The organism is Cellulomonas chengniuliangii, from assembly GCF_024508335.1.
Lineage (GTDB): Bacteria > Actinomycetota > Actinomycetes > Actinomycetales > Cellulomonadaceae > Cellulomonas_A > Cellulomonas_A chengniuliangii.
Genome location: NZ_CP101988.1, coordinates 1,937,749 through 1,953,503 on the forward strand (window position 1 = coordinate 1,937,749; position 15,755 = coordinate 1,953,503).

Here is a 15,755-nt window from a genome sequence, read left to right on the forward strand (position 1 = left end):
ATGCAGACGAAGTACGACTTCACGCTCCCCCGCGGGTACGTCGACGCGCACGGGACGGTGCACCGCACCGGCACCATGCGGCTGGCCACCGCGCGGGACGAGCTGGAGCCGTTGCGCGACCCGATGATCGACGGCCCGGACGACCCGCGGCTGACGGTGGTGGTGCTGGCGCGCGTGGTCGAGCGGCTCGGCACGATGGAGCTGGTCACGGCCCGTGACATCGAAGGGCTGTTCGCGGTCGACCTGGCATTCCTGCAGGACTTCTACGGCGTCATCAACTTCGGCTCCCAGGCGGAGTACGAGGAGCTGATGGCGGCGCAGAGCGCCAGCTCGGGCCCGGTCACGGCGGCCCCGGCCCTCAACGCCCCGGCCGCCGCCGAGGAGCCGTCGCCGGCGGCGCCCTCGGCCGACGACCCGGCTTCGGGCCGGGTCAGCTCCGACGTCGCCTACGTCCGCCCTGGGCGTTCGGCGATCGAGGAGATCCCGACAGACGGCCGGTGACACATGCTGCGCTACCCGTCTGAGGCCCTGTGGCAGGAGATCGCCTATCTGGCGTACCACCTGCACTGGCCTCTCGGTGACCTGCTCGACCTCGAGCACCTCGACAGGGTCCGGATGGTCCGGGCCGTGTCATCTCTGAACGAACGAGCGTGGGAGGCGGTGCGCGACCATGCCGGCAGCTGAGGCGTTGGGGGGCGAGCCGAGCAGCAGCGCCCTCTTCCTCTTCGAGGTGGACGGCGTCGAGATCGGCACGTTCCGCAAGCTGCGAGGCCTCGAGCTGAGCGTGGGCGTCGAGGAGTACGTCGAGGGCGGCCAGAACGGGTACGCCCACAAGCTGCCGGGCGTGCTGCGCTGGCCGAACCTCGTGTTCGAGCGTGGGCTCATCGAGTCGGACGCGCTCTTCACCTGGGTGGCGAACTCCGCGGGCGAGAACTTCGCCGCGCGGGGCAACAAGCTGACCCGGAGCACGGGCGCGGTGACGGCGATCAGCTACACCGGCGAGCGGCTGCGCGCCTGGGAGCTCCAGGGCGTGTTCGCTGTGCGCTGGGAGGGGCCGGCCTTCGACGTGGACCGCGAGGACCAGCTCGTCGAGCGCCTCGAGGTCGCGCACAACGGCTTCCGGGCGAAGACGTCATGAGCAGTTCGACGACGAGCCGCGCTCCGCGTGAGCCGGCCGCCGGCGGCACGGGCGCCGGCGACCCGCGCACGGTGCTCGGGCGGCAGGTCGCGGCCCGGATGCGCCGCCCGGGGCCTCGCTCCGGACAGCGGGGCGCGACGCTGGTCGGGGCCCTCGCGGCGTCGAGCACGCGCTTCGCCGACGCCATGCAGCAGACCGCCACCGTGCGCCGCACACTGGCCGGTTCGAGCACCGTCGGGGCTCCCCACGTGGCGCAGGGCTCCGCGCCTCCGCGCTGGTGGAGCCCCCAGTGGCAGGCCTTGGTCGGCCACGCTGACGAGTCCCCGGCCCGCCGCCCTGGGGAGCCGCGAGCTGCCGAGCCCTCGCGACGCGCCCCGGGCCGCACCCCCACCACAGCGCCACCCACGACGCTGCCCGTCCGCCTTCCCGCGGAGGTCGCCGCCGCGGGGCCGATGGTGGTCGCGCAGGACACCCGTCGCCGCCGGCCTGCCCCGCCGACCCAAGCCTCCGGCCCGCCTCGGGGCGGCGAGGGGTCCGCGCCGGGGCAGCCCGCGGGGCCTGGGCACGGGCAGCCCGCGGCGCGCGCCGCCGCTGGGCCCAGGTCCCCCGTCGCGTCCCCCGCGCCCCGGCAGGCCGCTCCGCGCGACGCCGGCGTCGTGCGGCGCAGCGCGCGCCCTGCCCGTGGCTCGACCAGGCTCGCCCAGTCGAGCGCGCCCGAGCCGCGTGCCTCCACGCCCATGGGCGTCCCCCGGGCGTCGGGCGTCGTCGCGCCCGGCGTGCCGGCAGGCGCCGGGGTGCTGCGCCGGGGCGCGCTCGTGGCGCGTCGCGCGCAGGTCCGCGCGGCGCTCGGCGACGCTCCCCGGCGCCCGGCCGACGGCCCGCGTCACACCACCGACGGGACCGCGACGACTACGGCTCCGGCCAGGGCGGCGACCAACATCGCCGCGCCTGAGCTCGCTCTCGACCCATCAGCCGCCATCCGGGCCCACGGGGAGCCGGCGTCACGTGGCCTGGCGGGCGCCGCGTCCGCCGCCGCCGGCGCGGGCGGGCCGACGCCCCTGACGGGCCCTGCCCTCGCGGCCGCCCCGCGCGCCGGTGCTGGTGACGGGCCGGCGCGGCCGAGCGATCCCGCGCGCCCCGTCGTCGCGCACCAGCCGTCAGGCACGGCCGGCCGCGCGCTGCTGCTGCGCACCGCGCCCGGAGGCCGGGGGGCGCGGCGCATGCTGGCACCGGCCCCTGCCGCTGTGCACGTGCGCCGCCTGTGGTCTCCCTCTACCCGCGCGTTCACCGAACTGCGCCCCGCCGTCACTGGCGCTGTCGTCCCTGGCCACGCACTCCCCGGCACTGCGCTCCCCCGCACCGCCGTCCCTGGCACCGCCGTCCCTGGCACTGCCGTGCCTGGCCTCGGCGCCACGGTCCCTGACGCGTCCGGCGCCGCCAAGCGCCCCGCCGCGTCGGCTGTCGAGCAGCGACGCAGCGGGCAGGTCGCGCGAGCGCGTGCCTCGACGCCTCCCATCCTCGGCGGTGCGCGCCACGCCCCATCGGCCACGGTCGACGCACGCCGCGGTGACGTGATCGCCCGCGCCGTCCTGCCGTCCACCGGCCAGTCCGCGATAGGCCCGTCCGGGCCGCCCGGCCGTCGGCTGGATGGGCCAGATGCCGTCCGACCCGCCAATGGCGCCCTGGCGCCGTCCCGCCTGCTCCGTGCCGCGGGCCCGCTCGGCGTCGGCCACGCGAGCGCGTCACCCGCCGGAACTCCTGCGGACGCGCCCGCCCCCGCCCACCGACGGCCGCACCGGCTGGCCCGGGCACTGTCCCCGGCCACGGCGCCGGCCACCACCCGTTCCCGCCGGCCCGCCTCCACGGCCCGCTCCGGCGCTGCCACACCGGCCCTGCTCCGCCGACGCCTCGACACTGCGGGCCCGCTGTCCGCCGGCGTCCGCGGCGTGACCCGCTCGACGCCTGGCGACGGCGCTCGCGCGGCGCTGCCGGGTCCTCGAGCGGCGCGGGACGGCATGTCCGCGAGCGCCTTGTCGCCCGTCGCGCTCCGACGGTCCGTGGCGGGGGGCCTGCCTGCCGTCGGCGGCCGCACAGGCGCTGTTGTCGTCCGCCCGTCTGACGTCGCACCGAGCGTGGGGGTGCGGCCGGTCGGCCGCGCGGACGCCAGCGCCGGCGTGCGCGCGTCGTCGGAGGCGGGATGGCCGTCCACGCTGGCGCCGCCCGGCTCCGCGGCGGGTGGCTCATCCTGGGGCGCGGTCCCAGAGGTGCGTCGCTCCCCGCTGCTGGGGGGCCTGGCCGCCTCGTCCGCGATGGCGCCGCCCCGTGGCGCGTCCCTGCCGCCACGGCCCCCGGCCGCGGCCGCCGCGCCGGGCGCACGCCCTCCCGTCCCCGCTGTCGCGCGACCCGCCACCGGTGGCCCGTCAGGCGTCGGCGCCACCGTGCGCCGGTCCCTCGACCCCGCCGCGATGGCCTGGTTGATGGACGCACCCACCTCGACCCCAGAGAGGCAGGCCCCCATGCCGCACGCGCTGGCCGACGCACCCCCACTCCCTCGTCCGGCCGCACCGGCCCTCGCTCCGGCGACCTCGCTGGACGAGGCGACGCTGGCGCGGATCGTCGACACCGTCGTCGAGCGCGTCGAGGCCCGGCTGGTCGACGAGGTCGAGCGGCGCGGGCACCGCTCCGCGTGGGGGGTGTTCTGATGGCCGGCCCTGAGAAGGCGTTCCTGGAGATCGAGGGCGGCGACCGTCTGCCGTGCCTGTTCAACCCGTCGCAGCTGGAGATCACACGCTCCAACGACTGGCTCGCGCACCGCATGCCGGGGCGCGGAGTCCCCCGGCTGCAGTACGGGGGCGCGAACCCGGGATGGATGCGGGTCGAGCTGTTCTTCGACACCACGGACGACGGGGCCCCGGTCACGCGGCACACGGGCAAGATCCTCGAGCTCATGGACGTCGACCCGTCGCTGCCCGGCACCGACGAGACGTCGCGCAACGCCCGACCGCCGTACGTGACGTTCCACTGGGGCGAGCTGCACTCGTTCCGCGCGGTCATCGCGGACCTCGCGCTGACCTTCACGTACTTCTCATCCACGGGCACCCCGCTGCGCGCGACGCTCGACCTGACGATGCGCCAGTACGAGCCGTCGCGCGCCTTCGGACCCCAGAACCCGACCTCGGGCACCCCGCAACCGCACCGGGCGCATCGGGTGCTGGCCGGGGAGACGCTCGACCGGATCGCCGCCCGGTACTACGGCGACTCGACCCGGTGGCGCCTGCTGGCGTCGGCCAACGGCATCGCCGACCCGCTCGAGCTGCGCGCCGGGGCGTTGCTGTCCGTCCCCCGGATGGACGCATGAGCGCCGTCGACGACCTCCCCGCGGAGACGGGCACCCGCCTCGCCCCGCACGTGAAGGTCGACGGCGCTCCGCTGTCCGACGCGTGGGCGGCGGCGCTCACCGAGCTGCGGGTGCAGGTCGGCGTGCGGACGGTGGGACGCTGCACGCTGCGGTTCGCGGACCCGGGGTACGCGTTGTCCTCGAGTCCGCAGCTCACGCTCGGCGACACTGTCGAGGTGCTGGCGGCGCCAGCCAGCGGTCGCGGCGCCCTGGTCTCGGTGTTCGTCGGCACGGTGAGGGGCGTGGGCGTCGAGCACCGTGGAGCGGGGTCCTCCGAGCTCAAGGTCGTGGTCGAGGACGTCGCGGCGAGCCTGGCGTTGTCGACCACCGCGGCCACATACCTGGAGATGTCCTACGACGACATCATCACCGAGGTGGTGCGCCGCCACGCGGACGTCTCCCTGACGCGTGAGGGGGGCGCGGTCCAGCCCTACGTGCTGCAGGCCGACTCCGACCTGGCCTTCGTCGACGAGCTGACCCGCCGCGCCGGGATGGAGTGGGTGGTCGAGGGCGGCTCCTTCCACGTGTGGCCCAACTCGTCGAGCTCCGGGGCCGCACGCCCGGGCGGCGACGACGTGGAGCTGCGTCTGGGGTCGACGCTCAGCGACTTCCAGGTGCAGCTGACGGCGGGGGCGCCCTCGAGCGTGCGCGTGCGTGGGTGGGACCCGGCCGCGCAGCAGCCCATCGAATCGGTCGAGGCCTCGACCGGCGCCGCCGGCTCGAGCCCGATCGGGAAGAGGTTCGGCCTGGCGGCCGTGCAGGGCGGGGAGGTCCTCGACGCGGCGAGCGTCCCCGCCGACGGCGCGGAGGCCTCGGCTCTCGCGCGGGCACGGCTGCGGGCGTCGGGCAGCGTGCTCGCGCGCGGCCGGGGCACGGTGCAACCGGGCCTCCGACCGGGCGGGTCCGTCACCGTCCTCGACGCCGGCCCGTCCTCGGGCTCGTACCAGCTGCGCGAGGTGGTGCACACGTACGACGGCCGCGGGTTCCTGACCCAGTTCGTCGCGGGCGACCGGCCCGCGAGCCCGGTCTACGACGCCCTGGCCGGGGCCCGGGAGCCCGCCGGGGGCAGCTTCACCCATGTGGGCCTGGCCGTGGGCCGCGTCACCGACACCAAGGACCCCGAGAAGCACGGCCGGGTGCGCGTGCAGCTGCTCGGCCTCTCGGCGACGGTGGAGTCGCCCTGGGCGCGGGTGGCGGCCATCGGCGGCGGCGTCGACCGCGGGATGGTGGCGGTCCCCGAGGTCGGCGACGAGGTGCTCGTCGGGTTCGAGTCGGGCGACGTCCGCCACCCCGTCGTGCTGGGCGGCCTGTTCGGCGCCAGCGACCGTTCCCCCCAGGGCACTGTCGACGAGAACGGCGCGGTCGTCAGCCGTCGCCTCACGTCACGCCTGGGCCACGTGATCGAGCTGGGCGACGGGCAGGGCGCCGACGCGCGCCACGTGCTGCTCGAGCTCGCGGGCCGCAAGCACAGCCTCCGTCTGGGCGAGGACCGGGCCCACCTCACTGTGCCCGACGACGTCCCCCTGGCCATCAGCGCGGGATCGGCCACGATCACGCTCGACGGCAAGGGCGCGATCACGCTCGACGGCACGACCGTGACCGTCAAGGCGCGGCAGAAGCTGGCCCTGTCGGGGTCCTCGGTGGAGATCACGGCGACCTCCGACCTCAAGGCGTCGGGGACGACAGTCGACCTCAAGGGGTCGGGGACCACGACGGTGCAGGCAGGCGGCCAGGCCGTCATCAAGGGAGCGATGGTGCAGATCAACTGATGGACGCCACCACATCGCCGGAGCGCGGGCTCGACCAGGGCGCGTCCTTCATCGGGCGCGGCTTCAGCTGGCCGCTGCAGGTCGACCACGCGGGCTCGATCAAGCTGACGCACGGCCCCGAGGACATCGACCGCTCGATCCGGCTCATCCTGCTCACGGCGCCCGGCGAGCGGCTCATGCGCCCGCAGTTCGGGTGCCGCATCTGGGACCTGCTCTTCGAGCCCGTCACCGCGAACCTGCTCGGCCTGATCAGCGAGGCCGTGCGCGACGCGCTGGCCCAATGGGAGCCGCGCGCCGTCGTCGAGGACGTCGAGCCCGTGCAGGACGAGGACGTGCCGTCCCTCGTCCACATCCGCATCACGTACCGCGTGGTGTCCACGAACAGCCGACGCAACCTCGTGTACCCGTTCTACGTCATCCCGCACGAGGAGCACTGATGCCGCTTCCCCCGCCCCACCTCGACGACCGGTCCTTCCAGGACATCGTCGACGAGACCAAGCGGCTCATCCCGCGCTTCACCCCAGAGTGGACCAACCACAATGTGTCCGACCCCGGGGTCGCGCTCATCGAGCTGTTCGCGTGGATGAGCGAGATGGTGCTGTTCCGCGTCAACCAGGTGCCCGAGCGGCTGTACGTGCACTTCCTCAACCTGGTGGGCGTCGAGCCGTTCCCCGCCTCGACCGCCCGCACCGACCTGACGTTCTGGCTGTCCGCCCCGACCGACAAGCCAGTGGTCGTGCCCGCGGGGACGCAGGTGGCGACGGCCGCCGGCGGCGCGCAGGAGCCGGTGGTGTTCGCCACGGTGGGCGAGCGCGTCATCATCCCGCCGACGCTCGTCGCCGCGCACACCGCGGCCGCGCACACCGGGGACGCCGTCGAGGCGTTGGGCGACCTCCGCTACCCGGGACAGGCTGTGGTGGTGTTCCCGTCCAGCCCGCTGGCGCCGGGCGACAGCCTCCTGCTGGGGTTCGCGGACCCCCTCGCGGGCCTCGTGCTGCGCATGGACGTGGAGGCCGACGCTGAGGGCATCGGCGTCGACCCGCGCAACCCGCCGCTGGCCTGGGAGGTGTGGTCCGGCGAGGGCTGGGTCGCCGCGCAGGTCCATGAGGACACGACGGGCGGCTTGAACCGCGACGGCTCGATCGTGCTCGTCCTGCCACCGGTCCACCAGCCGCTGACCCTGGCCGGGGTGGGCGCGCACTGGCTCCGCGCCCGGCTCACGCAGCCCGCGCCGGGGCAGCCCACCTATGAGGCGTCGCCACGCCTGCACTCCCTGAGCGCGCACGCCGTGGGCGCCACGACCCCGGCCGAGCACGCCGCCGTGGCCCCCGCCGAACGCCTCGGCCGCTCCGACGGCACTCCCGAGCAGCGCTTCACGGTGTCCCGCCGCCCGGTCGCGCGGCGCCGGCCCGACGAGGTGGTGCGCGTCATCACGCACGACACCGCGACCGTCTGGCAGGAGGTCCCCGACTTCTCCGCGTCAGGCCCCGCTGACCTGCACGTGGTCTGGGACTCGTCGACCGGCGAGGTGCGGTTCGGCCCGCGGGTGCGCTACCCCGACGGCACGGTGCGCCAGCACGGCGCCATCCCACCGGACGGGGCCGAGGTCGCTGTGACGAGCTACCGCCATGGCGGGGGCGCGGCCGGCAACGTCGGATCGGGCACCCTCACCGCGTTGCGCTCGACGGTGCCGATGGTCGCCTCCGTGACGAACCTGCGCCCCGCCACGGGCGGTGTGGACGCCGAGTCGGTGGACGAGGCGAAGACCCGCGGGCCGCTCATGCTCCGCACGGGGATGCGCGCCGTGACGGCGGGCGACTACGAGCGGCTCACCCACGAGACGTCGGCCGAGGTGGCCCGCGCCCGCTGCCTGCCCTCGGCCGACGGCCGCCAGCCCGTGCGGGTGCTCGTGGTGCCCCGGCTCGCCGGCGACCCCCGCCAGCACGTCATCGACGACTTCGCGCTCTCGAGCCACCTCCTGGACGCGGTGTGCGAGGTGCTCGACGAGCGTCGGCCGGTGGGAGTCGCGGTCGAGGTCGGCACGCCCTACTACCAGGGCGTCAGCATCGCGGCGCTCGTGCGGGCCCTGCCCGGCAGGCCGCTGCCGATGGTGCGCGACCGGATCCTCGACGCCCTGCACCGCTACGTGCACCCCCTCACCGGAGGGCCCGACGGGACGGGCTGGCCCTTCGAGGCCGATCTGACAGCAGCCGTCGTCGCTCAGCTGATCGAGGCCGTGGAGGGCGTCGAGCGGGTGGACGAGGTCCAGCTGTTCGCGTTCGACCTGCGCAACGGCCGCCGGGTGGGCGTGGGCCGGGACGCCCTGCGGCTCGAGCCGCACGCGCTGTTCCTCTCGGCCGCCCACCAGGTCGTGGTCAAGTGAGGCGACGTGGCTGACGACTGGATGCTGCGCCAGCTCCCCCCGGCGATGCTCGACGACGACTTCTTCGTGCGGTTCCTGTCCATCTTCCAGACCCAGGCCAACACCCTGCTCGCGCACGCGGAGAACCTGCGGCACCTCGCCGACCCGGGCGTCGCGCCCCCGGAGATGGCACGCTGGCTCGGCACGTGGATCGGCATGGACGGGGTCGACGCCGCCCTGCCGGAGCGGCTGCAGCGCGACCTGGTCCGCAACGCCGCGCAGTCGCTGCCCTGGCGCGGGACCCGGCGCGGGCTGGTGTCCCTGCTCGAGGTGCTCAGCGGCGGGCCGGTGGAGGTCCGCGACGGTGGGGGGGTCTTCCCGGAGGGCGGCGCGGGCGACGACCCCGGCTGGGTGGCCCTGCGCGTCGCCACGACGGGGATGCTGGAGGAGGCGGACTTCGCCGCCCGCGTCGCCGAGGAGCTCCCGGCGCACGTCCGCGCCGAGCTGTGGGTCGGCGACCGGCAGGTCCCTCTCGCGGGCGCCGTTCCCCGGGACGAGCGGGCGACGGCCACGGCGCCGATCGGCGAGGGCGCATGACCACGCAGGAGCAGGCCGGCTCGCATGAGGGCGGCGCACCCGAGCTCCCGGCTCGCCCTTCCGCCGTCCCCGTCGCCCGGCAGTGCCCGCAGTGCGCGCTGCCGGGGACGGTCGTGTCCGGCAGGCGCAGCGCCGACGACTTCTGCGGGCGGTGCGACTTCCCCCTGTTCTGGGCCGGGGACCGGGTCGAGCGCGCGCTCGTGGACGAGGGCGTCGAGGACAGCCTGCGCCGCAGCCCGGGGACCGTCGGCTCCGCGGCGCTGGCGAGCACGCCCTGCCCCGGGTGCGCCGAGCTGAACGTGCCATCGGCGACCCGGTGCGTGCGGTGCGGCTCGGGGATGACCCCGCCCCCGCCGGTGGTCCACGTCCCGCCGGCGCCCGAGCCCTTCACGCTGCCGCCGCTCGCCCAGCTGGGGGCGTGGCGGCTGCTGCCCTGGAACGCGGTCGGTGCGGGATGCGGGCTCGCCCTGGTGCTCGGCGCCGTCGCGGCCTGGCCGCTGCGCTGACACCGGGCGACGCCCCGGTCAGCTGACCGTGACCGTCGTCGCGCCCGACGAGCCGGCCGTCTGGGCGTTGCCTCCCGAGGGGGAGAACGTCGCCGTGTAGGCCGCGGCCCCTGAGGCCCAGCCGGGGAGGACGCAGGTCGTGACCGCCTGCCCTCCGCTCACGGCGACCGGCGCGCCGGCGCACCCCGGCCCGGAGAAGGCCACAGCGCCCGACGCGCTGCCCGCGCTAGACACCACGGCGGTCAGCGTCACCGTGCCCCCGACCGCGGCCGTCGGCGGGTCGGCCGTGAGCGCCGTGGTGCTCGCGGCCTGCACGGTCGCCTGGACCACCGGGGCCGTCGACCCCGCGTGCGTGGCCGAGCCGCTGTAGACGGCCCCCACGGTGGCGGGCCCGAGCGGCAGTCCGGCGAGGCTCACGCCGGTGAGCTCCGCGACCCCGGTCGTGGTCGACACCGTCGCCGTGCCCACCGTGGCGCCGTTCAGGCTGAACGTCACCGTCCCGCCGCTCGGGACGGGCGCCACGGTGGCGCGGAGCACCGCGGCGGACCCGGAGACCAGCGTCGCTGGGGTGGCCGTGGTGGCCGTCGGGGTGCCCGCGCGGTCGACGGAGAACGCCGCGAGGACGTCGGTGGCGCCCCCGCCGATGACCTGGCTCGTGGGGGTCACCGACCACGGGCCGCCCGGGAGCCGGGCGGTGACCGTGCCCGGGCCCTTCCGGAAGAACACCGTCACGACGCCGCCGTTCACCGGCGCGTGCTCGGTGAGGGCGGCGCCCTGGGCTGCCGCCACGTCGAGCGTCACGGACTGCGGCGGGTTCGGGTCTGTGCTGGTGACGCGAAGCCGCACGCGCACCTCGTCGACCTGGATCGTCACAGCGCTGTCCGTCGGGCCGACCTGCTCCGTCCAGACGCCGTAGTGGCCCGACGGCCCACCGGCGCGCGCGGTCCACACGCCCTGCGGCACCTGGTTGAAGGTGGTGGTGTAGGTCGTGGCCGACCCGCTGCCGCGCACCACGGGCTGGGCGGCGAGCGCGAGCTGCCCGCTGCCCGCCTCGGGCTCGAGCCCGACGAGCGCGCCGGTCAGGTCGTATCCGTTGACGGACTCGAGGGTGACCGTCACCTGGCGGGCGTCCGCGTACAGGGTGATGTCGACCGAGACCGACTGACCGCCCTGCACGGCCAGTGCGCGGTTCGTGGCGCCGTAGCCGGCCCGCTCGATCGACAGCACATAGGAGCCGTCCGCCACCGTGAGGAAGGCGAACGCGCCGTTCGCGGTGGTGGTGGTCGCGACGAGCGCGCCATCGCGGAGCAGCCTCACCGTGGCGCCGGTGATCGGCGTCGCGGCGGACGCCCCCGACTGGCCGGACACCACGCCCTGCACCGTGTTGGCGCGGGCCGCGACGGGCACGCTGACCTGCGTGGTGGTGCCCGCTCCGACCGTCACCGCGACGGTCAGGGGCGCGAAGTTCCCCCCGGCCACGTCCAGGGTGTAGGTCCCCGGCTCGAGCTGGGCGAACCCGTAGCGGCCCGGCACCTGGGAGCACACCGACGTGCCTGTGGTCGCCGCGGCGCAGGTCGGGGTGATGATGGCGCTGTTGTGCAGCAGCCGCACCGTGAGCCCGTCGACGCCGTTGCCGGTGACGGGGTCGTACACGTCCACGAGCAGCGCGACCTTGTCGGCGTTCATCGTCATGTCGAGCGGGACGGGCGCCGGCGCCCCGCTGGGGACTGCGACCGCGACGCCGCTGCCGGAGTAGGCGGGCGTGTACCCGTTGAGCGCGGCGCTGACCCGCCACGTGCCCGCGGCCAGGCCCTGGACGATCGTGGTCCCGCTGAGCCGGTAGGCGCCGGTGGCGTCGGTCGTGGCCGTGAACACCTGGCCGGAGGCATCCGAGGTGGCCGTCACCAGCACTCCCGGCAGCGCGCGCAAGGACCCGCCGATGGACACCTGGACCCGTCCGGCGATCGCGCCGAGCAGTGCGACCGGCACGGTCTGGGGGTCGGCTGTGGTCTGTCCAGGGCTCACCGTCACTGTGCCGGTGGTGAACGCGTGCCCGGCGGCCCGGACGCTCACCGAGTACCGGCCGCTGGGCAGCTCGCCGAAGTCGACCCAGCTGGTGCCCGGCGAGGCAGTCACGGTGAGGTCGGTGGCGCCGGGCCGCGTGAGGGTGACCACGGGGTCGGCCACGGCGTGCCCGGTCCCCGTGGCCACGACCGACACACGCAGCTCGCCGTGCCGTTGCAGCGACATGGCCAGCACCGCGGGCTGCCCCGGCTCGAAGATCGCGGTGGTCGTCACCGTGTCGTAGCCCGGCAACGAGGCCTGGACCCGGTACTCCCCCGGCCGGGCGAGAGTCGCGCTGCCGCCGGCGGCCGGGTCGGCGGGCTGGTTGAGGTCTCTCCAGGTGAGCACGCCCGCGCTCGTCGACACCAGGCGCACGCTCCCCACCCCGGGCGGGGTGGAGAGCACCTCGAACGACGCCGCGCTGAGGTCGATGGACCCGCCGTCGGCGGTCAGCGTCCCGGAGAAGCGCTGCCCGCTGGGCTGCACCTCGATCGGGACCGCCAGGAGCTCGTCGATCGTGACGCTCGCCCGGGTCACGCCCTGGTACCGGCCCGAGGGGTCGACGATGTCGACCGACACGGTGTCGGCGACGAGGGCCAGGACGCCGGTGGGCACCGCGTGCGGCGTCGGGTCGGGGACGGCGGCGATCCGGAAGTCGCCGGTCGGGCTGGTGGTGATCGTCACCGAGGAGCGTTGCGGGACGAGCCCGGCGTACCCGGTGGTGCCGGTGACCTTGACCTGGACCCCGCCCACCGGGCTCGCGCTCCCGACAGCGAGCTGGGTGACCACGCGTCCGCTGAACTCCCGGCCGCTGCGGGTCAGCACCACCTGCGAGGCCAGGTCCTGGTTGTCGCCCACCGCGATCTGCACGGTGGAGCCCGAGACGGCTGCGCCCCCGGCGGAGGACCAGGTGACGTCGAAGCGGTACGAGCCGGGTTCCAGGGCCCGCACCAAGACCTGGCCCTGGGCGTCCGTGGACGAGGAGGGCAGCGGCCCGCCCGGCTGCGCCGGGGTGGGGGCGAGGTGCGGGACGACGGCGGCGCCGTCGGCCGCGGTCAAGGCGCCCGTCCCCTCGTCAGCCAGCACGGAGAGCGTGATGCGGCCGAGCCGGTCCACGGTGTGGTCGAGCCGCCGCACCTCGCCCGCGGCCAGCGACACGGGCGTGGGCGGCTGCGCCCGGTACTCGTCGTCGGCCGACTCGACCCACACCGAGTAGCCGCCGCTGACGAGCCGGGCGACCTCGTAGCTGCCGTTCAGCCCGATCGCCGAGCATCGCACCGACGCCGTGGCGACCGGCGACGTGATCGCGCAGGTGGTCGCGCCGTCCGCGGTCGTGCCGAAGACGCAGTCCGCTGCCCGCACGTCGCCCGGGCTGGCGCCGGCCGTCGCCACGATCACGCACGAGGCGTCGGGCACCGCGCCCACTCGGGCCTGCACGGAGCCGACCACGGAGGGCGACGGCAGCAGCGAGGCCTGGGCCGCGCGCACCGTCTGCCCCATCGGGACCTCGACGTCGACGCGCTGCGGCTCGTAGCCCGGCGCCGACACGACGAGCGTGTACAGCCCGGGCAGCAACCCCTCGCCGCCCGCGGGAGGGATCGTGTACTCCAGGCTGGGCGCCGTCGTGACCCGGACCGTCTCAGTGGTCCCGTCCAGGCGCTGGCGCTGCAGCTCGACGGCGACCACGCAGTCCGCCACAGGCAGGTCGGGGCACGTGATGGCGCTGCCCGTGCGGGCGTCGCTCGCCCGGCCCCGCACGAACGAGGTCGCCTCCAGCCCGTCGCCGTCCACCGCGGTCAGCACCAGGTCGGCGTCGCTGGCCTGGCCCGCGGTGACGGTCACCTGGGCGTGGCCGGTGACGTGCCCGAACAGCTCGGCGGTGACCACGTAGTCCCCTGGCTCGACGCCGTTGAGCCGGAACGAGCCGCGGGCGTCCGACGTGCTCATGGTCTTGTACGTGTGCTCGCCGTTGCCCACGGTGATTCCGGCCCCCGCGAGCCCGGACCCGGCCGTGTCCACGAGCGAGCCCTGCACGACGCCGCTGGCCAGCGTCAGCTGCGCGTCCAAGCCCACGTGCGACGAGCCCTCGCCCAGCGTGACCTGGTGGGACTGGCTCGCGTGGGCGGGGCCCTCGAACGTCACGGTGTAGACGCCCGGCGAGGGCAGGTCGGCGAGCGTGTACGCGCCCACCGGGCCGTCGGTGACGGTCGAGGCGAGCCGCACGACGTCGTCGCCGTCGGTCGCCGTCACCGTCACCCCGCCGAGCCCGCCGACGCCCCCCAAGGAGTCCGGACCGGTGACGACGCCGCTGACGGCGGCCACCCCGCTGGCCAGCGCGAGGTCGACCGCCGCGGAGCCGTCCGGCGCCAGGGTGACGAGCGCCGACTGGGCGCCGAGCCCGTCCGCCGTCGCCGTCACCAGGTACGTGCTGGGCGTGGACAGCCCGTCGACGCTCCACCGCCCGATCGCGCCGGTCGTGCTCGCGCTCGTCACGACCGTCGTGACACCGTCCGTGATGGTGATCTGCGCGCCGCCCACGGCGCCTGCCGGGCCGGTCACGACGCCCGCCATCCGGCCTGCCCCCGCCACCAGCTCGACCTCGAGTGCCCGGGCCGCGGCCTCCGCTCCCGTCATGACGAGCCGCTGTGTCTGGTAGCCGGCCTTGGCGAAGGTGATCAGGTAGTACGCGTCGGCCGAGAGGTCGGCGAACGCCCAGGTCCCGTCGTCGGCGGACCGGGTGGTGCGGGCGTCGGCGAGCGCGCTCGTCCGGGTCAGCGTCAGCGCCTGGGCGGGGGTCTTGCCAATCGGGTCGCCGACGGGGAGGGCGCCGGCCAGGCCTGAGGTGACGCGTCCGCCGGCCCCGCCGCCACCCGCCCCGGCCAGCGCGGATGACGCGGTCGCCGAGGAGGGGCCCCCGTCGGCGACCTCGTCCGCGGCGAGCACGCTGATGGGGCGGATGCCGATCTGCACGTCGGACGGCGCGTCCCCGCGGATGACGCCGCCGACCCGGATGTGGGGCACGCCGGCCGAAGTGCCGCCGGCCACCGGCGCCTCGACACCGCCCTCCGAGCCGCTGTCGTCCCCCGGCGAGTCCTGCCCGTCGGAGTCGACGTCGACCGCGGCCGTCTCCGCGGCCGTCGTGGACGTCTCGTCGCGCGAGGTCAGCCACGGCACCGCCGTCGCCATCCCGCCAGCCCACAGCGCCACCACGAGGAGCAGCGACAACGCGCGCAGTAGCCCACCCGACAGCAGCGGGTGCGAGGTGAGGGTGCCGTGGAAGCGGGCGGGCGCCTGCCGGCCCCTGCCCTCGACCGCGTAGGAGATCTGGTTGCGGTGGCCGACGATGCTGGGCCGGGCCACCCGTAGCCGCGCGGTGACACGCGCGGTGCGGTGGGCGCCCACCGTGAGGGAGGTGGCGGGCAGCGCGAACCGCATGCCCTTGCCAGTCCGGGTGCTGAGGCCCACGTCGACCGGCTGGTCTCCCGTGTTGGTCACCACGACGCTCACCCGCTGCGAGAACACCGCACGGGCAGAGGCCGGCTCCACGGACAGCACGATCTCCCCGGGGGCGTCGACCTCCATCTCCCCGTCCGTGGTGGCCTGCGCCCGGCCGGCCGCCCCGATCGCCTCGACGACCACGACGAACGGGTAGCGGCCGGGAACCGCCCCAGCCGCGGGGACGACGACCAGCTCCACGCTCACCGTCTCGTCCGGGCCCACCTGCGGAGTGGTGACAGGCTCGGGCAGCCAGCCCGAGTCGAGGCCCACGACCCGCACGACGAGGCCGAGCGGCGCCGCAGCGAGATTACGGACGTGCGCCACGACGACGGCGCGCCCGCCGCCGGGCGCGTGCGCGTCGGGCTCGACGAGCACGCTCACCGGAGCGGGGAAGGGGGTGTGGGCGGCTGGATGCATCGGGGTC

11 protein-coding genes are annotated in these 15,755 nt (G+C 75.7%); 10 read left to right on the forward strand and 1 reads right to left on the reverse strand.

Annotation, left to right across the window (positions count from 1 at the left end):
- The 10 genes from NP064_RS08950 to NP064_RS09000 are packed head-to-tail and all read left to right on the forward strand — an operon-like array spanning position 1 to position 9,769.
- Positions 1-501, forward strand: coding sequence for a hypothetical protein (locus NP064_RS08950; protein WP_227569405.1), 501 nt, complete (start codon positions 1-3; stop codon positions 499-501).
- Positions 502-504: 3 nt separating this feature from the next.
- Positions 505-684, forward strand: a complete 180-nt coding sequence (locus NP064_RS08955) for a DUF6760 family protein (RefSeq protein WP_066589098.1) — start codon at positions 505-507, stop codon at positions 682-684.
- Positions 671-1,138 (forward strand): phage tail protein, encoded by a 468-nt coding sequence (locus NP064_RS08960; RefSeq protein WP_227569303.1) that lies wholly within the window; start codon positions 671-673, stop codon positions 1,136-1,138. Before NP064_RS08955 ends, NP064_RS08960 begins: the two co-directional genes overlap by 14 nt.
- Positions 1,135-3,840, forward strand: coding sequence for a hypothetical protein (locus NP064_RS08965; RefSeq protein WP_227569304.1), 2,706 nt, complete (start codon positions 1,135-1,137; stop codon positions 3,838-3,840). Before NP064_RS08960 ends, NP064_RS08965 begins: the two co-directional genes overlap by 4 nt.
- On the forward strand, positions 3,840-4,496 hold the full coding sequence (locus NP064_RS08970) for a CIS tube protein (RefSeq protein ID WP_284439662.1): 657 nt from the start codon (positions 3,840-3,842) through the stop codon (positions 4,494-4,496). Before NP064_RS08965 ends, NP064_RS08970 begins: the two co-directional genes overlap by 1 nt.
- Positions 4,493-6,304 (forward strand): phage baseplate assembly protein V, encoded by a 1,812-nt coding sequence (locus NP064_RS08980; RefSeq protein WP_227569305.1) that lies wholly within the window; start codon positions 4,493-4,495, stop codon positions 6,302-6,304. The genes NP064_RS08970 and NP064_RS08980 overlap by 4 nt, the downstream gene beginning before the upstream one ends.
- Positions 6,304-6,741 (forward strand): GPW/gp25 family protein, encoded by a 438-nt coding sequence (locus tag NP064_RS08985; protein WP_227569306.1) that lies wholly within the window; start codon positions 6,304-6,306, stop codon positions 6,739-6,741. The genes NP064_RS08980 and NP064_RS08985 overlap by 1 nt, the downstream gene beginning before the upstream one ends.
- Entirely contained in the window at positions 6,741-8,687 is a 1,947-nt protein-coding gene (locus tag NP064_RS08990; RefSeq protein ID WP_227569307.1) for a putative baseplate assembly protein, read from the forward strand. Before NP064_RS08985 ends, NP064_RS08990 begins: the two co-directional genes overlap by 1 nt.
- A gap of 6 nt (positions 8,688-8,693) precedes the next feature.
- Positions 8,694-9,263 carry a phage tail protein gene (locus NP064_RS08995; protein WP_227569308.1) on the forward strand — a complete coding sequence of 190 codons (570 nt, stop codon included), beginning with the start codon at positions 8,694-8,696 and terminating at the stop codon, positions 9,261-9,263.
- Positions 9,260-9,769 carry a hypothetical protein gene (locus NP064_RS09000; RefSeq protein WP_227569309.1) on the forward strand — a complete coding sequence of 170 codons (510 nt, stop codon included), beginning with the start codon at positions 9,260-9,262 and terminating at the stop codon, positions 9,767-9,769. The genes NP064_RS08995 and NP064_RS09000 overlap by 4 nt, the downstream gene beginning before the upstream one ends.
- A gap of 18 nt (positions 9,770-9,787) precedes the next feature.
- Here the strand turns inward: NP064_RS09000 and NP064_RS09005 are convergent, their stop codons facing one another.
- On the reverse strand, positions 9,788-15,748 hold the full coding sequence (locus NP064_RS09005) for a carboxypeptidase regulatory-like domain-containing protein (RefSeq protein WP_284439663.1): 5,961 nt from the start codon (positions 15,746-15,748) through the stop codon (positions 9,788-9,790).
- Positions 15,749-15,755: the final 7 nt, after the last annotated feature.